The organism is Paraburkholderia sp. UYCP14C (assembly GCF_004197395.1).
Lineage (GTDB): Bacteria > Pseudomonadota > Gammaproteobacteria > Burkholderiales > Burkholderiaceae > Paraburkholderia.
This window is the reverse complement of sequence record NZ_SELS01000013.1, coordinates 67,247-83,828: the sequence shown is the minus strand read 5'-3', so window position 1 is coordinate 83,828 and position 16,582 is coordinate 67,247. Positions and strand designations below refer to the sequence as shown.

The window sequence follows — 16,582 nt, the reverse complement described above, 5'->3', positions numbered from 1 at the left end:
ACATTCAGGACGGACGGATCGTCGACTCGGCGTCGCTCGTCAGCACGGTCATCGGTCCAGCGCTCAACGCGGCCGAAATGATCGCGAGGCGGTCCGCCGGGCAATCGACCAGGTCGACGCTCAAAGACTCGCGTCCGCCCGTGGTGTTCATGTGAGCGGACCAGCCGCACACTTGCGCACGATGTTCGATCAGGCTTTTCCAGACTGCGACGACTCGCAGTGATCCCGGGCTTGCATAAACAGTCAGACGTTTCACGTTCATGGCTCACTCACGGCATGGCGCCGCGCCTCGGGTACGGATCTCAGAGATTAATGTTGTTTGTTTACGTTGAGATTAGACGGGTGAACTTTCAAAACAAAGCACGTATGCGCTGTCCATAACGCCGGCGTTACGGACAGGCATATGTGCACTGCTGCCAGAAGGGAGTTGGCAGCGGCTGGGGCGAAACGCGACGCTTCGGACTTCGCAGGCAGGGATGCGGCAAAAACGATCCGCAGAATGAAAGGGACAGGCAATTTCTACGCGCGGGGCACGTCCGCTCGAATGCGCATCACGGTCTGGCGCGATGTGCCGAAGCGCCGCGCGACCTCGCTGACCGACTGCCCTCTGCCGAGCGATTGCAGCACGCGTTGACGCTGCTGCTCGGACAGCGACGGCGGCCTGCCCGTGTGCTTGCCGCTCGCGCGAACAGCCGCGAGACTATCGCGGCTGCGCAGGCTGCGGCACGCCGCGTCGAGCCGCACCAGCGCGCGCAGCGCCTTCACCGCCGAGGGCTCGGGACGGCCGGCCAGATCGCTATGGCCGATTTCGACGCAACGCAGCGCCACGCCGGCCTTGCGGCACTGCATCACGGTGGCGAGGATATCGCGCGCATTGCAGCCGAGCGCGGCCAGCTCGAGCACGGCGAGCGTGTCACGCGGCTCCATTCGTCGGATCAGACTCTGCAACTCGGGACGATCGCGCCCCTGCACGTAGGTTGGCAGATCCTCGACCACGACTCGCGCGAGCGTGACCATGTAGCCAGCCTTATCGAGCCCGATCAGCGCCTGCTCGTGCCCGACCGCGTCGTGCGCGCCGAACAGATAGATGTGTAGCTTTTCCACGTCACCTCTTGTCGTCACGATCCGCCATCCATGGCGCCATTTCACCAGGACTGATTAAACCGCAACCAGCGTTCCCGAGTCCGCGCCGCCGCGCGCGAGCGTCGCGGCTCGAGCATGCAGGCGCCCGGCTATGACACTTCTGCCGGCGTTGCAAACAACCCGGTGGAGGAATTTTCAAAGTGTATCAATCACGCTGAACGCCCAATACCGTTGGCGGCGGTATTGGCGCGATTGAACTGTCATTGCCGGGGCGATCGACGCACGGCATGTAACGGCCGCGGTATTGGATCTTCGCGAACATTTGATCCCGGCATTGGTAGTTCAGTCACAGGCTGCTTTTCAGGCATTCGCATCTCGTAGTCGCGCATCTCTGGCAGTCCCGACTGAATTGGATGAATTGGAGTCAAAGCGTACAATTGCGTTTCCTGGCGACGTCGAGTCGGAACAAAACGTCAAGCTTATCCTGCAGGGCTTCTGGCCCGGGTCGGCCGAGTCGTTCGCCAAGCCAGGGTTGTGGCCGGGCGATGGTCAGACGACGCGAATCGCAAGAATGTCTTCAATCAGGAGGACATCATGAATCAACCTTCGGACCCGAAAGCAAACCTGGTCACGGCCATCGACATCTTGCTCGAACCTGACGCAACCATGCTGAAGAACGCGGAGATCGCCAACGCGCGACTGCGCAAGAGCTTTCCCGACGGCTTCGCGCTGGACGAGACCCATCAACCGCACGTCAGCTGCTTGCAGCGGTATGTCAGGACAGCGGCCCTCGATGAGGTCTACGAGGCCGTGGGCAAGGTCCTGGCTGCGCAGAAGCCGGCCACCTGGAAGCTGAGGGCGTACAGGTACTACTATTTGCCCTGGAAGGAGATCGGGCTCGCCGGGATCGTTATCGAGCCAAGCAAAGATCTCGTCGATTTTCAACAGAAACTGATCGGCGCCGTCGCCCCGTTCACCGAGAATACGGGGGCCGCAGCGGCGTTCGTCACCACGAACGAGGACCCTGAGATCAACCAGCCGACCATCGACTACGTGGCGGGCTACGTGCCCAATCAGACTGGCGGAAAGTTCAATCCGCACGTCAGCATTGGCATCGCCTCACAGGATTACCTGAAGAAACTGCTTGACGAGAGGTTCGAGGCGTTCACGTTCTCACCGTCCGGGGTGGCGGTTTATCACCTCGGGAACCTGGGCACCGCTCGAAAGAAGCTCAGGAGTTGGGAGTTGGAGGCCTGAGGCTACGTCATGGCGATGACGCTGTTGTTCGGGCCCGGCCTGGCCAGAAACCACGACACGTACATCGCCGATGCAGCGCAATTCAGGATGGCGAAGTTCGTCGAGACGTTCCGGAAGTTCCAACCATCCAGAAGCTGAATAGGTTCGCGTCGACGACGCGCTCCGGAAGATTGGCGAATCGAGGAGGGGCGAACCAATGGCACTCGAAAGCTGGAACGACGGCATGGCGAAGTCGGCGATCCTCGACTTCGTCACGCGTGTGACGAAGGACGGCGGCGTGCAACACGTCCCGCCGGCCGAGCGTATCGCGGTGTTCGACAACGACGGTACGCTGTGGTGCGAGCAGCCCATCCAGGTGCAGATCTTCTTCCTGATCGACCGCGTGAAGGAGCTTGTGGCGAAGGATCCGACGGTGAAGGAGCGCCTGCCCTTCAAAGCACTCCTCGAACAGGATTTCGCAACGCTGCTCAGGCTGGGCAAGCAGGCCGCCATGGAGCTGTTCGCGGCTACGCACGCCGGGATGAGCGAGGACGAATTTGACGCGATTGCGCGTTCCTGGTTTGCGTCCGCCCGGCATCCGAAATTCGGCCGCCTCTTCACGCAGTGTACGTACAGGCCGCAGGTGGAGATGCTCGGGTACTTGCGCGATAACGGTTTCAAGACTTACATCGTCTCGGGCGGCGGTGTCGATATGATGCGCGCGTTTGCCGAGGAGGCCTACGGGATCGCCCGCGAGCAGGTGATCGGATCGAGCATGAAGCTGCGCTTCGAGATCAAAGACGCACGACCGCACCTCGTGAAAGTCGGCGAGCTCAACAGCTTCGACGATCGCGAAGCAAAGCCGGCCAACATTGGCCTGCACATCGGCCGACGTCCTCTTCTGGCATTCGGCAATTCGGACGGTGACCTGCCGATGATGCGCTACACGAAGGCGGGCGCGGGGCCGCGCCTCGCGCTGCTTCTGCATCACGACGACGACGAGCGCGAGTTTGCTTACGACCGCGAGTTCAAGCTGAGTCCGCTTTCGGAGGCACTCGACAAGGCGGACGAATACGACATTACGGTCGTTAGCATGAAGGGCGACTGGAAGGTCGTATTTGCCTGATCCAACCCGCGGCATCACCCATAGCGAGATCCGTCCGGGACGCTCGGGAGTTGCACTGCCACATCGCGCGTGTGCTCACAATCCACCAGCGCAGCGTCGATGACACGGCCCCTCGGTCGCCCCAAAGCGAGGTCTTCCAGCGCCTCACGATCGGTCGGGCAAACCACATGCAGACTTATTCGCGGGGCATTTAGCGCCAGCGGCAACACTATCGACGCAACTTCGCCGCGGTCCATTCCGGCTCACGCGCCGCCTTCACGAATGCCGCCAGATATTCGATCTCGTCATCGGCCTTGCGGGTACCCAGAAAAATCTGCTTGGCGATGCCCTTCTTGCCGAGTTGCAGCGGAATGAGCGGCATCCAGTCCGCGTACTCTTCAGCGAGCCAGCGCGGCAGCGCCGCAACGCCCCGACCGCTCGCGACCATCTGCAGCATGATGTCGGTCGTCTCGATCACCTTGTGGCGCCGTGGCACGACATTGGCCGGCGTCAGAAATTGCGTGTAGATGTCGAGCCGGTCGGTTTCCACGGGATAGGTGATCAGCACTTCGCTCGCGAGCTGTTCGGGCATGACGAACGGTTCGTGCGCCAGCGCATGCCCATCGGCGACGACCAGCACCTGTTCGTAGTCGAACACCGGCTGGAAGCGCAACTCGGGCCTCTTCAGCGGATCGGGCGTGACGAGCACGTCGATTTCGTAGCCGATCAGCGCGCCAATGCCGCCGAACTGGAAGCGCTGCTTCACGTCGACATCGACGTCAGGCCATTGCGCGAGATACGGCGAGACCACTTTAAGCAGCCACTGATAGCACGGGTGGCATTCCATCCCGATGCGCAGCGTTCCGCGCTCGCCTTGCGCGTACTGCTTGATCCGTTGTTCGGCAAGCTCGAACTGCGGCAGCATACGATCCGCCAGTCCAAGCAGATACTGCCCCGCCTGCGTGAGCCGCATCGACCGGCCCTCGCGCGTCCATACAGGCGTGCCCAGGTGCTGTTCCAGCTTTTTCACCGCGTGGCTTAGAGCCGATTGCGTGAGGTTGAGCGTACCCGCGGCTGCGGTAAGTGACCCTAGACGCTCTACCTCACGCACGACCATCAGGTGACTGCGCTCCAACATGCCACACTCTCCATGAACAAAATTGATCCATGTATGAAATAAAACCATTTTTATTCATACATGGAAAATTCTATCATCGCTTCCAGCTACTCTTTCTCTGGACGACACCCGAAACATGGTCACTACGCACAACCTGGGCTTTCCGCGCATCGGCGCCAAACGCGAACTGAAATTCGCGCTCGAAAAATACTGGAAGAACGAGTCGTCGCGCGACGAACTGAAAGCAGTCGGCGCACAGCTTCGCGAGCGTCACTGGAAAGACCAGGCAGGTCTGGATTTCGCGCCGGTCGGCGATTTCGCGTTTTACGACCAGGTGCTCGACATGAGTTTCACGCTCGGCAACCTGCCCGAACGTGTGCGTGGTTTCCACGGCGATGTACTCGACAACTATTTCCGTGTCGCGCGCGGTCGTTCGACACAAGGTGTCGAGGATCACAGCGCATGCTGCGGTGGTGTGGCCGCCGGCGAGATGACGAAGTGGTTCGATACGAACTATCACTACATCGTCCCCGAATTCGACGCGAACACGCAGTTCTCCCTCGATCCGTCGCGTCTGCTCGAACAGCTCAAACAGGCACGCGCGCTAGGCGTGAAAGCGAAGCCCGTGATCATCGGCCCGGTCACCTATCTGTGGCTCGGCAAGGCGAAGGACGATTCGGACAAGCTCGCGCTGCTGCCGCGTCTGCTGCCTGTCTATGCTGCACTGCTCGACTACTTCACCGCGCAGGGTATCGACTGGGTGCAGATCGACGAACCAGTGCTCGTGACGGAACTCGACGCCACGTGGCGTCAGGCATTCCGTACCGCGTATGAAGCGCTGTCGGAGCGCCGCGTCAAGCTGCTGCTCGCCACCTACTTCGGCCAGTTGCAGGACAACCTCGAACTCGCCTGCAAGCTGTCCGTCGATGGCCTTCACATCGACGCGATCAATGCCCGCGATGAAATCGTGAAGGCCGTCGCACAATTGCCCGCGACGTCGGTCGTCTCGGTCGGCGCGATCAATGGCCGCAACATCTGGAAGACCGACCTGAGCGCAGCGCTGGAGTGGCTCGAGCCGCTGCATCGCACGCTCGGCGATCGTTTGTGGATTGCACCGTCGTGCTCGTTGCTGCACACCCCGGTCGATCTGAACAGCGAGCAGAAGCTCGACGCGGAAATCAGATCGTGGCTCGCATTCGCGCAGCAAAAGCTCGATGAACTGACCGTGCTGGCCGGCGCACTGAACAATGGCCGCGCTTCGGTCGCCGACGCGCTCGCCGCCAACGCGAAGGCCATCGAGAGCCGCCGCACCTCGCCGCGCGTGCACAACCCCGCCGTCAAGGCGGCCATTGCGCGCATCGATGCGTCGCTCGGCAAGCGCGCGAGCGCCTATCCGCAACGCGCGGAAAAGCAGTCCGCAATTCTGAATCTACCGGCATTCCCGACTACGACTATCGGTTCGTTCCCGCAGACGAGCGAAATCCGTCACGCACGCAGCCGGTTCAAGGCCGGCAATCTCGATCAGGCCGGCTACAAGGCAGCGATGGAGCGGGAAATCACACGCGCCGTGAAGGAGCAGGAAGCACTCGGCCTCGACGTGCTCGTCCACGGCGAAGCTGAACGTAACGACATGGTCGAATATTTCGGCGAGCAGCTCGACGGCTACGCGTTCAGCCAGTTCGGCTGGGTGCAGTCGTACGGCTCACGCTGCGTGAAGCCGCCTATCCTGTTCGGCGACATCAGCCGTCCGAAGGCAATGACGGTCGAGTGGATCAGCTACGCGCAGTCCCTGACGAACAAGCCGATGAAGGGCATGCTGACGGGCCCGGTGACGATCCTGAACTGGTCGTTCGTGCGTGATGACCAGCCGCGTTCGGTGTCGTGCCACCAGCTCGCGCTAGCGATCCGCGATGAAGTGCTCGACCTGGAAGAGGCCGGCGTGCGCGTCGTGCAGATCGACGAAGCGGCGCTGCGCGAAGGACTTCCGCTGCGGCGTGCGCAATGGAACGACTACCTGCAATGGGCGGTGGAATCGTTCCGCATCACGGCGAACGGCGTGCAGGACGAAACGCAGATCCATACGCACATGTGCTATTCGGAGTTCAACGACATCATCGCGTCGATCGCCGATATGGATGCCGACGTGATCACGATTGAAACGTCGCGCTCCGACATGGAACTGCTCGATGCATTCGACAACTTCAACTATCCGAATGAGATCGGCCCGGGCGTGTATGACATCCACTCGCCGAACATCCCGAGCCAGGAACACATCGTGAACCTGATGAAAAAGGCAGCCGAGCGCATTCCGACTGAGCGCCTTTGGGTCAATCCGGACTGCGGCCTGAAGACCCGTGCGTGGGCCGAAGTGATTCCGGCGCTGACCAACATGGTTGCGGCCGCGAAAGCGTTGCGCCAGCCAACAGCCCTCAAATCGATCCGTGACGCGGTCGAGTGACAGAAAGCAGGGGCGACAATCTTCCCGGTCTGGCCGAGCTGATAGTCGTTCGGGGCGTATACTCGGTCGACCAGGTTGTAACCCGAATTCAGACTCGATGAATGTGAAGACCACCGTCGATATGGATAGCATCTCCCGTGCTAAACGGAAAACAGCCCGACGCTAATGACGCGACGGCCTTGCCTATCTCGTCCCCTGTGCCCCAACGCGGGATTGGCGAGAACCCCTGTCGAATCTTCTCGTCGTAGTCGGCCTGTGCAACTTGCGTCATTCTGGTTTGAAAGATTCCCGGCCGCACCTCATACACCGGTACACCCAACTCGCCTAGCCTAACGGCGAAAAGCTTCGTTACGGTGGTCAATGCCGACTTCGAGATGCAGTACTCCGCCCTGTTGGGAGCGACCAAAATTGCATTCGCCGAGGAGATATTGATGATCGAACGGGGGCGTCCTTCGGCATTGGCGTTCCCGACAAAACGGCGAGCGAGGTGTTGCGTCAGAAAAAACGTGCCACGCAGGTTGATGTTCATCAGCCGGTCGAAGCTTTCGGGCGTAACGTCGAGCAGATCGCCACGCTTCTCCACACTCACGCCCGCATTGTTCACGAGGCAATCTACACTCCCCAACGACGCATACACCTCGTCGAGCAGCGAGTCATGTCTGCCAAGATCAGCTATGTTCGCCTCAAAGAAAGCCGCGCGCCGCCCCGATGCCCGTATCGCGTTCAGCGTTTCTTCAGCGTCGTTATCGTGTTCCAGATCCGCGATGGCGATATCGAATCCGCTTGCACAGAGCGCCTTCGCGATCGCGGCTCCGAGCCCGCGTCGGCCACCCGTGACCAGCGCGACCGGAGTCGATGAAGCCTCCTTTTCGAGGGTATTGTTCATGTGCACGTTCCTGACTGAAGGACTTTTGTACGGTACTACGCGCTCAAGCCTTCATCTGCCTGGTACGCACGAATGACTTCGGCGAAGTTCTCGTCACCAGCAAGACCGAGCGCATGCGCACGCTCGACATCCCATTTTCCGGGCCAACTCCCCACTATCTTTTCAATGCGCTCGTCGCGTTGCCAGTCGATGCGCGCCACTGCCTCGTCTCCAGCCACTTCGCGCAGCGCCGCGATCATCTCGTTCACGCTCACGGACAAGCCAGGCAGATTGATGACCGGCCGGTTGCCGAACTTCGCGCGATCGATCTCGCAGCCGGCGATCAGCGCCTTGACTGCACTCGTGGGCGACAACAGCCACAGGCGCGTTTCGCCGTCGACGGGGCACACCGAACGCTCACCGTTCAGCGGCTCGCGAATGATGCCGCTCGCGAACGAAGAAGCCGCCGCGTTCGGTTTGCCCGGCCGTACGCTGATGGTCGGCAAGCGCAGCACGCGGCCGTCGACGAACCCACGACGGGAGTAATCGCAAAGCAGCAGTTCGGCAATCGCCTTCTGTGCGCCATACGACGATTGAGGATTGAGCGCGGTGTCGTCCTGCACGACATCAGGCAGCGCGCCGCCGTACACCGCTACCGAACTCGTGAACACGACGCGCGGTGCATGACCCGCGGCGCGACACACTTCGAGCAGCGCGCGCGACGCGTCGAGATTGATACGCATGCCAAGTTCAAAGTCGGCTTCGGCCTGCCCGCTGACCACAGCGGCGAGATGGAAGATCGCACCGGTTTGCTTATCGATCACACGTTCAAGCACCGCGCGATCGGCGATGTCGCCGACCACTGCGATCACGCGCGGATCGTTGAATCCGGTCGCCTCGACCACGTCGAGCAGCACCAGTTCGTCAATCGGTTCGGGCTTGCCAGTCGTATCGGGCAGTTGGCCAAGCGCCAGCAGTTTCGTTGCGAGACGGCGGCCGAGGAAGCCGGCACCACCGGTAATCAGGACTTTCATTGACAGCTCCTTTCAAACAATGGGTTCGGACAGGCGATCCTATTTCGACGACGCGATTTGCCAATACGATCTCAGCCAGCCAAGTCCGGCGGACGTATTGCCTTTGGGCCGGTATTCGCAGCCGACCCAGCCGTCATAGCCAAGCGCGTCTATGACCTCGAACAGATATGGGTAATTCAGCTCGCCGATGTCGGGTTCATGGCGTTCCGGCACACCAGCAATCTGGATATGGCCGATACCCGCGATGTCACGCTTGAGCTTCATCGCTACATCACCCTCGACGATCTGGCAGTGATAGCAGTCGAACTGCACACGCAGGTTTGGCGCGCCCACTTCACGGCAAACGCTCTGCGCATCGTCCTGGCGGCTAATGAAGTAGCCGGGCATATCGCGCTGGTTGATCGGCTCGATCACGACCAGGATGTCATCACGGCGTGCAGCTTCGGCGGCATAGGCAAGATTGCCAAGATAGACATCACGGTGGCGCGCGCGGTCGCCTTTCGCGTCGATCAGACCCGCCATCACGTGCAGCTTCCTGTTACCGATCGTGCGTGCATAGTCGAGTGCGATGTCGATCGAACGGCGGAATTCGCCTTCGCGTCCAGGTAGCGACGCTATGCCGCGCTCGCCCGCTGCCCAGTCGCCGGGCGGCGCATTGAAGAGCGCCTGCACGAGCCCGTTGTCGTCGAGCCGAGTACGAATCTCGGCAGCCCCGAAGTCGTAGGGGAACAGATACTCGACCGCCTTGAAGCCATCCTGCGAGCTGGCGGCAAAGCGATCGAGGAACGGAAATTCGTTGTACATCATCGAAAGGTTCGCGGCAAAGCGAGGCATAACGAAATCTCCGGAAAGTGAACAACGCAGTAAGCGCCGACCGCGTTCAGCCATCTTTTCGATGCCTCGCCCTGGTGTCGCGATACCGCAAAATTGTGGCGACCTATCTGAAATCCGCAGGGTCACCAGCGAGCGCCAAAGGTACGTCGCAGATCATCGAGCGCAGGCTCGTCGAGCGGCGCCGGTTTCGGGGTCCTCATCAGCCACAGCCGTGCAGTTTCTTCGAGCTCTTCGAGTACCGCCGACGCCTGCTCCACCCCCGGCGCCCAGACCACAGGCCCAAGCCGTTCGAGCACGACTCCACGCACGCGGCCAGCGAGCGCGGCCACTTCGCTTGCCACCTCGGGGGCGCCTGGACGGCGATAGCGGATCAGCGGAATGTGCCCGACCTTCATCACGTAGTACGGCGTAATCGGCGGTAGCACGTCGGTGTCGCGCCACACACCGGCGAGCGTCAGCGCGACGAGATGCGTCGAATGCGTATGAACGACAGCGCGCGCCTCCGCGTTGTTCGCATAGATGCCACGATGCAGCGCGAGCGTTTTCGACGGCTTGTCGCCGGAGATTGCGTTGCCCTCCAGATCGACCTTCGCGATCCGGGCTGGATCCAGCCGGCCAAGACAGGCATCCGTTGGCGTGATGAGCCAGCCATCGTCGAGCTTCGCGCTGATGTTGCCGGCCGTCCCGACCGCGTGGCCGCGCGCGAAGAGACTCGCGCCGACCGTGCAGATGGTTTCCCGCAGCGTCGCTTCGGTGCTCATGCCGGGTTCTCCAGCCGTTTCAGCGCCTTGTCGAAAAAGTCGACTCCGCCGAAGTTACCGGACTTGAGCGCGAGCCCGATCGAGCCATCGAGGGTCGCGGTGGCGGGCACGCCAGGGTCGATCTGTGAACCGATCTGCAGTGCCTTGACGTCAAGCGCCTGAACCACCGCGCCGGAAGTCTCGCCGCCCGCAACCACGAACTTGCGCACGCCAAGCGCGAATAGTCCGCGCGCGATGTCGGCGAGCGTGTGCTCGACGAGCGAGCCTGCCGCCTCCACGCCGAGTTGCTGCTGCACCGCTTTCACTTCGTCGGGCGATGCGGTTGCGTAGATCAGCACGGGCTCGGGCAGATGCTCGCGGACGAACGCGAGTGCCGCGTCGGCCACGCGCTCGCCGCGCGCTATCGCGAGCGGGTCAACGCGGAACGAGGGACGCGTCTCACGCCACTGGGCCACCTGGCGACTCGTGGCCTTCGACGCGCTACCGGCCAGCGCAGCCGCATGTCCTGTAATGGCCGGCAACCGGGCCACGTCGCTGCGCTCGGGCAGCAGACCGGCACGACGGAAGTTGGCCGGCAAGCCAAGCGCGATGCCCGAACCGCCCGTAATCAGCACATGATCCGCGCAGGCCTCGCCCACCACGTGCAGATCGGTGTCGGAGAGCGCGTCGGTGATCGCGAAGCGCACACCATCGGTACGTAACCTGGCGAATGCCTCTCGCACCGATTGCGCGCCGCCTGTGACTACGTCGTGGCGTACGAGTCCGACCTTCGACACCGTCTGCCGCTGCAACACGCGCACGAGGTTCGCGTCCTTCATCGGCGTGAGCGGATGGTTCTCCATGCCGGACTCGTTGAGCAGGCCATCGCCGACGAACAGATGCCCGCGGTAGATCGTACGGCCGGTTTCCGGGAATGCCGGGCAAGCGATAGAGAAACCGTTGGCCATGCCTTGCATGTCCGCCAGCGCATCGGTCAAAGCGTCGGCGACGGGGCCGATGTTGCCCGCATCGGTCGAATCGAAGGTCGAGCAGTACTTGAAAAAGAACTGACGACACCCCTGTTCCCGCAGCCACGCGAGCGCGGCAAGCGATTGCGCGACCGCCTCGGCTGCAGGGATAGTGCGCGATTTCAGCGCGACGACGATCGCGTCAGCATCGATTGACGTGCCGGGCGCGGGGATGCCGATCGTCTGCACGGTGCGCATCCCGCTCTTGACAAGCATGTTGGCGAGATCGGTAGCGCCGGTGAAGTCATCGGCGATACAACCGAGCAACGGTTGATTCGCAGAGCGGTGCGCAGTATCTGAGTTCATGATCAGGCGGACTTTTCGACAGCGGCAAGGGGTACTTTCGAGCAGAGCAGCGCTTTGGTGCCTTGCTGGACGACCTGGTTGTCCTGATTCACGACCTTGACGTCGAAGAGCGCAATCGCCTGCGTGGGTTTCGACTTGCTGTCGCGCAGTTCGCGGATCGTATAGTTCACGAACATCGTGTCGCCGACGAACAGCGGCGCCGCGAACTTCCAGTCATTGATGCCCAGGAACGCAATCGCCGTTTCGCGCAGTTCGCCCGTGCGTGCCCACATCAGGCCATGCGCATAGGCGAGGCCCAGCATCCCATGCGCGACGCGCCGCCCAAACTGGCTGCTCTTTGCATAGACGTCGCTCGTGTGAAGTTCGGAGAAGTCGCCGGTCAATCCCGCGAAGCCGACGAGGTCGGCATCGGTGATGGTACGGCCGGGGCTGCGGAACTGCATGCCTACGTAGAGATCCTCGTAGGTGTAGCCGGCGCGTTTTGCTTCGGTCATCATTTGTCTCCCCAGCGGCCTACCGTCTGCTCCTGCACACCCAGACCCTCGACGCTCAGTTTCATCACGTCTCCGGGCTTCAGATATTTTTCCGGCTTCATGCCGAGGCCGACACCCGGCGGGGTGCCAGTCGTAATGACGTCACCCGGCTCGAGCATGACGAATTCGCTGATATACGAAACGAGCTTGCGAATCGGGAAAATCATGTCTGAAGTCGACGAGTTCTGGATTCTTTGACCGTTGAGCTTGAGCCACAGAGGCAGGTTCTGCACATCGGGAATTTCGTCGCCGGTGACGAGCCACGGACCGAGCGGACCGAACGTCGGCGCCATCTTGCCCTTGACCCATTGCCCGCCCTGCTCGAGCTGGAAAGCCCGTTCCGAAACGTCGTTGCAAACGCAATATCCAGCGACGTAATCCAGCGCCTCTTCCTCGCTCACGTTGTGCGCGCGCTTGCCGATCACGAAGGCGATTTCGACTTCCCAGTCCGCTTTCGTCGATTTCAGCGGCAACAGAACCCGATCGTTCGGCCCGACGATGCACGACGGCGCTTTGTTGAACAGAATCGGTTCTTTCGGAATAGGCGCATTGGTCTCGATCGCGTGCTGCACGTAGTTCAGTCCGACCGCGATGAAATTGCCCGGCCGCGCGATGCACGCGCCATAGCGCGGGCTACCAGGGACGACCGGCAGCGTTGTCAAATCGAGGCGGCGAAGCTTCGCGATACCGTCGTTCGCAAAGAAGGCCGGATCGAAGTCGCTAACGTGTTGGGACAGGTCGCGAATGTTGCCGTCCGCGTCGAGCAAACCCGGTTTTTCCTGGCCGGGGTTTCCAAATCGTACTAATTTCATGATGTGTATCCGTAAAGAAGAGAGTGAGTCACGATCAACGCAATTTGCCGAGCCGGCTGATCTCCAGCGTGTACACCTGGGGCGGGCTATGCGAAGCGCCGAGCCGCTGCCAATCGGCATCGTTCATCTGCCGCGCCGCCGCCCGGGCGCCCGCTTCGGTCGTGCATTCGATCAGTACGACGCGCGCCGGCACGTCACCCACGCCGCCGCGGTGTTGCGCTTCATTGGTCTTGACGTTGCTTGCATCGAGATCCGCCGCAAACAGATGGACGGCGACCACGTCCGGCCGCGCCAGAATTTCAGGGAACAACTGCGTGGAGACGAAATCCTGGATGTCGTCCTTCGGACCAGGGGCTTTCTGGAGTTGCATGGTCACCGCGTAGGCACCATTGCTTTCCCCTACCGAATGCTCGATCCGACAGAGCGAACGCGCGGTATTTCTGAAATGCTTGACCGTCGCCAGCGTTGCAGGCGTTGGATTATTCAGCCGCTCCAGGTAGGCAGGGCCTGTGAGAACGCCAAGATCGGCAGCTTCATAGACAGTCAACCATTCCGGCGATGCATCGGCGCCGCGATACCGACGGCCGCGCAAAAAGCCTTCGAGCGAGAGGCGTTCCGGAATGTGCTCCTTGTTGTGCCACTCATAAAATTCGGTGCGCGCACTATCAACGACGTCATTCCAAATCAGAACAACTGCTGAGCCGAGAATGGACATGTTCAGATATCCAGAGAATTGGTTAAGCCGAGCGGTAAATGCCGAAAAACTCGAGGATCGCATCGACCTGCCCCTCGTGCATGTCGACCCCGGTCACCACGGGACATCCGCATCGCTTTGCGTGAGCAATCAGCGCCGTCGGTCGGTCTTCCGGCCGAAGCACCACGTCGCCCACGAGAACATCGGCAGTCAGGGTGCTAAAGTCAGCGGGCATGCCGTCCGACTCGCGCATGCCAACTACCGAAGCGTTGACGATCAGGTCTTTACCTGCGGCATCGGCGCTTCCGGCTGTGACGCGGCATGCGCCGGAACTTTTCGATAGCGCGTCCGAGACGTTTTGCGCGCGTGCTTCGTCGGGATCGAACACCGTGATACTGGACACGCCGGCATCGATCAATGCGCCGGCGATCGCGCTACCCGCGCCGCCGCAGCCGAGAACGAGCGCGCGCCGTCCACTAACCTTATGACCATGGGCGAGAATGCCTCGAACGAAACCTTCGCCGTCGAACATATCGCCGAACCAAAGTCCATTGGCGCCTCTTCGCAATGCATTCACGGCGCCGACGCGTCGTGCGCGTGGATGTACCTCGGCCGCGATCGACATTGCATCGGCCTTGAACGGAGACGTCACGAGCACGCCATCGAGATTCTTCAGCTTGAGTAAGGCGGGCAATACATCATGAATCTCGGCAGCCGCGATATGCATCGGTACCAACACCGCATCAACGCCCGCTTTGGCGAATTCCGCGCAGTACACCTGCGGCGAGCGCACCTGGACGACCGGATCGCCGACGATTGCATACAGACGTGTCTTCCCCGTGATCGAAGGTGCGGGACTCATTCATGGCTCCGATACCATTGCGCAACCCGCTCCGAACGGTAACGACGTTCGCGGCGCGAAGTCTCAGCGGCGATGCCCATCAGATCCGCCGAAAAGAGACGTGCGTCCATCTCGCGAAGATTCGCGGCGACAGGTGTGCGGAAGTCCATCTGCGCGAAGATGTCGCGTTCGATGTCGATGCCGGGCGCGACCTCGATCAGCTGCAGTCCGTCGGCCCCAACGCTGAAAACCGCGCGTTCGGTGACGAACAGTGCCGTATTGCCTTTCCCATGCGCGAGCGCCGCGTTGTAGCAGATCTGCTCCAGCGAATTGACGAATTTGCGGTGCTTTCCTTCCTGAACGATTGTCGTGCGACCACCGTCCCACTGAACGTCGAGGCCGCCGGCCGTCAACGTACCGCTGAAGATCACGCGCTTCGCGTTTTGGCTGATATTGATGAAACCGCCCACGCCGACGATCTTGTCGCCAAACCGGCTAACGTTGACGTTGCCCTTCGCATCGACTTCCGCGAAAGACAGGAACGCAAGGTCGAGACCACCGCCGTCGTAGAAGTCGAACTGCGCTGGCTGCTCGATCATCGCAGCGAAATTCTGTGCGCCGCCCGAATCGCGGCCGGTGATTGGCGCGCCGCCGATCAGCCCCTGCTCATTGGTCAAGACGACCGAATCCAGCAACCCCTCTTCCGCCGCGACGGTCGACAGCCCCGTGGAGACACCTGCACCGAGATTGCACACCGCCGCCGGATACAGTTCCATCGCGGCGCGCCGCACGATCACCTTACGGGCGCCGAACGGCAGCGGCTTGATTTCGGTGAGCGGCACGCGCAGTTCGCCGGAGTAGCTCGGATCGTAGTCGGTGGCGTAGGTTTGCCGCTGTTCCGGCTCAACGACGACGAAGTCGACGAGGATGCCGGGAATCTTGACCTGCTTCGGCGGCAACGTGCCGCGGCACGCCATGCGTTTCACCTGCACGATGACGACGCCGCCCGCGCGACGCGTGGCCTGTGCCATCGCGATCATTTCGCCGAGCACGGCTTCCTGTTCCATCGTGACATTACCGTCCTCATCGGCCGTGGTACCGCGCAGGAAGGCCACGCTGATCGGGAACGGCTTGAAGCGCAGCCATTCTTCGCCGTCGAGATTGATCAGCTCGACCAGTTGCTCCTCTGTCCTCGGACTTTGCCGCGCGCCTTGATGGCGCGGATCGACGAACGTATGCAAGCCCGTTTTCGTGATCAACCCGGGCCGACCACCCGCCATTTCCCGCATCAGTTGCGACAGCACGCCCTGCGGAAGCGTGTAAGCCTCGATTCGATCTTCCGCGGCCATCTTCAGAAGTCCCGGCGAATCGATCAATGCACCGGTGATGGCCCGCTTGAGCAATCCGTCATGCGCGAGGTGGCACGCGCCCAGCGACACGCGGTCGCCGATACCCACCACGCTGATCGAGGTCAGATTGCGCGGCTGCTGTTCGCTCAGGTAGCGCCGCTCGACCGCGGCCAGCAAGGCGTCGGGAACAGCGTGACCGCCGCCCGATCCGCTGATGAGAACTGAGTCGCCTGTGCGCAGCAGAGCTGCGGCTTCGTCGGAAGAGATTCGTTGCATGGCGTTGAATGGCTCGTTGATTGTGGCCGATGCGCGGCCAGACAATCGCAATGTAACCGGTCTCATTAGTGACTTCAAGGTGAGATTTCCATTTTTCCAAGAGGTCAGGGATAACCACTATGCAGCTGATGAGACGGGCACTTGTCACTCGATCGCCGGCGATTCCTCTAAAAAATTTGATTTGTAACCGGTATCTTCTAAACTTGATACTCAAGAGGAGATCGACGTTCATATCGACTTTTGCCGAAGTGCGCAGATCCACCCGATCTTG

The 16,582-nt window shown here is 61.3% G+C and carries 17 protein-coding genes; 4 read left to right on the top strand and 13 right to left on the bottom strand.

The features are described 5' to 3' along the window. Positions 1-4: 4 nt before the first annotated feature. Entirely contained in the window at positions 5-262 is a 258-nt protein-coding gene (locus tag EVC45_RS14520) for a hypothetical protein (RefSeq protein ID WP_129958667.1), read from the bottom strand. A 257-nt stretch (positions 263-519) separates the two neighbouring features. Next, positions 520-1,104, bottom strand: coding sequence for a recombinase family protein (locus EVC45_RS14515; RefSeq protein ID WP_168991481.1), 585 nt, complete (start codon positions 1,102-1,104; stop codon positions 520-522). Between the two features lie 573 nt (positions 1,105-1,677). Here EVC45_RS14515 and EVC45_RS14510 point away from each other — a divergent pair. Genes EVC45_RS14510 through EVC45_RS14505 form a run of 3 tightly spaced genes read left to right on the top strand, consistent with a single transcriptional unit; the run spans position 1,678 to position 3,445 of the window. Beyond that, positions 1,678-2,340, top strand: coding sequence for a hypothetical protein (locus EVC45_RS14510; protein WP_129958666.1), 663 nt, complete (start codon positions 1,678-1,680; stop codon positions 2,338-2,340). Positions 2,341-2,349: 9 nt separating this feature from the next. Continuing rightward, complete coding sequence (locus EVC45_RS47635) at positions 2,350-2,478, top strand: hypothetical protein (RefSeq protein ID WP_306770776.1); 129 nt, start codon at positions 2,350-2,352, stop codon at positions 2,476-2,478. A 58-nt stretch (positions 2,479-2,536) separates the two neighbouring features. Further along, positions 2,537-3,445: an HAD family phosphatase gene (locus EVC45_RS14505; RefSeq protein WP_129958665.1), complete on the top strand. Its 909-nt coding sequence runs from the start codon at positions 2,537-2,539 to the stop codon at positions 3,443-3,445. Between the two features lie 208 nt (positions 3,446-3,653). Here EVC45_RS14505 and EVC45_RS14500 read toward each other — a convergent pair whose 3' ends face one another. Beyond that, positions 3,654-4,610, bottom strand: a complete 957-nt coding sequence (locus tag EVC45_RS14500; RefSeq protein WP_211193419.1) for a LysR family transcriptional regulator — start codon at positions 4,608-4,610, stop codon at positions 3,654-3,656. 67 nt (positions 4,611-4,677) lie between these two features. On the opposite strand from EVC45_RS14500, the gene metE reads away from it, so the two are divergent. After that, complete coding sequence (gene metE, locus EVC45_RS14495) at positions 4,678-6,999, top strand: 5-methyltetrahydropteroyltriglutamate--homocysteine S-methyltransferase (RefSeq protein ID WP_129958663.1); 2,322 nt, start codon at positions 4,678-4,680, stop codon at positions 6,997-6,999. 88 nt (positions 7,000-7,087) lie between these two features. Here the strand turns inward: metE and EVC45_RS14490 are convergent, their stop codons facing one another. From EVC45_RS14490 to EVC45_RS14445, 10 genes are all read right to left on the bottom strand, one after another. Further along, entirely contained in the window at positions 7,088-7,885 is a 798-nt protein-coding gene (locus tag EVC45_RS14490) for a 3-ketoacyl-ACP reductase (protein WP_129958662.1), read from the bottom strand. A 35-nt stretch (positions 7,886-7,920) separates the two neighbouring features. Continuing rightward, positions 7,921-8,898 carry a D-erythronate dehydrogenase gene (gene denD, locus EVC45_RS14485; RefSeq protein WP_129958661.1) on the bottom strand — a complete coding sequence of 326 codons (978 nt, stop codon included), beginning with the start codon at positions 8,896-8,898 and terminating at the stop codon, positions 7,921-7,923. Between the two features lie 39 nt (positions 8,899-8,937). Then, complete coding sequence (gene otnI, locus EVC45_RS14480; protein ID WP_129958751.1) at positions 8,938-9,732, bottom strand: 2-oxo-tetronate isomerase; 795 nt, start codon at positions 9,730-9,732, stop codon at positions 8,938-8,940. A 122-nt stretch (positions 9,733-9,854) separates the two neighbouring features. Continuing rightward, positions 9,855-10,493 carry an aldolase gene (locus tag EVC45_RS14475; protein ID WP_129958660.1) on the bottom strand — a complete coding sequence of 213 codons (639 nt, stop codon included), beginning with the start codon at positions 10,491-10,493 and terminating at the stop codon, positions 9,855-9,857. Further along, positions 10,490-11,806 (bottom strand): 3-oxo-tetronate kinase, encoded by a 1,317-nt coding sequence (gene otnK, locus EVC45_RS14470; protein ID WP_129958659.1) that lies wholly within the window; start codon positions 11,804-11,806, stop codon positions 10,490-10,492. Before otnK ends, EVC45_RS14475 begins: the two co-directional genes overlap by 4 nt. Before the next feature lie 2 nt (positions 11,807-11,808). Continuing rightward, a complete protein-coding gene (locus EVC45_RS14465) occupies positions 11,809-12,303 on the bottom strand; it encodes a MaoC/PaaZ C-terminal domain-containing protein (protein ID WP_248295133.1) in 495 nt (164 codons plus the stop codon). Beyond that, on the bottom strand, positions 12,300-13,151 hold the full coding sequence (locus EVC45_RS14460; protein ID WP_129958658.1) for a fumarylacetoacetate hydrolase family protein: 852 nt from the start codon (positions 13,149-13,151) through the stop codon (positions 12,300-12,302). Before EVC45_RS14460 ends, EVC45_RS14465 begins: the two co-directional genes overlap by 4 nt. A 34-nt stretch (positions 13,152-13,185) precedes the next feature. Further along, a complete protein-coding gene (locus EVC45_RS14455; protein ID WP_129958657.1) occupies positions 13,186-13,866 on the bottom strand; it encodes a DUF4286 family protein in 681 nt (226 codons plus the stop codon). Positions 13,867-13,888: 22 nt separating this feature from the next. After that, on the bottom strand, positions 13,889-14,707 hold the full coding sequence (locus tag EVC45_RS14450) for a shikimate dehydrogenase (protein WP_129958656.1): 819 nt from the start codon (positions 14,705-14,707) through the stop codon (positions 13,889-13,891). Beyond that, on the bottom strand, positions 14,704-16,311 hold the full coding sequence (locus EVC45_RS14445) for an acyl CoA:acetate/3-ketoacid CoA transferase (protein ID WP_129958655.1): 1,608 nt from the start codon (positions 16,309-16,311) through the stop codon (positions 14,704-14,706). Before EVC45_RS14445 ends, EVC45_RS14450 begins: the two co-directional genes overlap by 4 nt. Between the last annotated feature and the right edge of the window lie 271 nt (positions 16,312-16,582).

Excerpts from the sequence above, each read along its gene's own strand:
- EVC45_RS14520 (WP_129958667.1), bottom strand. The coding sequence starts at position 262 with ATGAACGTGAAACGTCTGACTGTTTATGCAAGCCCGGGATCACTGCGA.
- EVC45_RS14510 (WP_129958666.1), top strand. The coding sequence starts at position 1,678 with ATGAATCAACCTTCGGACCCGAAAGCAAACCTGGTCACGGCCATCGAC.
- EVC45_RS47635 (WP_306770776.1), top strand. The coding sequence starts at position 2,350 with ATGGCGATGACGCTGTTGTTCGGGCCCGGCCTGGCCAGAAACCACGAC.
- EVC45_RS14505 (WP_129958665.1), top strand. The coding sequence starts at position 2,537 with ATGGCACTCGAAAGCTGGAACGACGGCATGGCGAAGTCGGCGATCCTC.
- EVC45_RS14500 (WP_211193419.1), bottom strand. The coding sequence starts at position 4,610 with ATGGTTTTATTTCATACATGGATCAATTTTGTTCATGGAGAGTGTGGC.
- metE (WP_129958663.1), top strand. The coding sequence starts at position 4,678 with ATGGTCACTACGCACAACCTGGGCTTTCCGCGCATCGGCGCCAAACGC.
- EVC45_RS14490 (WP_129958662.1), bottom strand. The coding sequence starts at position 7,885 with ATGAACAATACCCTCGAAAAGGAGGCTTCATCGACTCCGGTCGCGCTG.
- denD (WP_129958661.1), bottom strand. The coding sequence starts at position 8,898 with ATGAAAGTCCTGATTACCGGTGGTGCCGGCTTCCTCGGCCGCCGTCTC.
- otnI (WP_129958751.1), bottom strand. The coding sequence starts at position 9,732 with ATGCCTCGCTTTGCCGCGAACCTTTCGATGATGTACAACGAATTTCCG.
- EVC45_RS14475 (WP_129958660.1), bottom strand. The coding sequence starts at position 10,493 with ATGAGCACCGAAGCGACGCTGCGGGAAACCATCTGCACGGTCGGCGCG.
- otnK (WP_129958659.1), bottom strand. The coding sequence starts at position 11,806 with ATGAACTCAGATACTGCGCACCGCTCTGCGAATCAACCGTTGCTCGGT.
- EVC45_RS14465 (WP_248295133.1), bottom strand. The coding sequence starts at position 12,303 with ATGATGACCGAAGCAAAACGCGCCGGCTACACCTACGAGGATCTCTAC.
- EVC45_RS14460 (WP_129958658.1), bottom strand. The coding sequence starts at position 13,151 with ATGAAATTAGTACGATTTGGAAACCCCGGCCAGGAAAAACCGGGTTTG.
- EVC45_RS14455 (WP_129958657.1), bottom strand. The coding sequence starts at position 13,866 with ATGTCCATTCTCGGCTCAGCAGTTGTTCTGATTTGGAATGACGTCGTT.
- EVC45_RS14450 (WP_129958656.1), bottom strand. The coding sequence starts at position 14,707 with ATGAGTCCCGCACCTTCGATCACGGGGAAGACACGTCTGTATGCAATC.
- EVC45_RS14445 (WP_129958655.1), bottom strand. The coding sequence starts at position 16,311 with ATGCAACGAATCTCTTCCGACGAAGCCGCAGCTCTGCTGCGCACAGGC.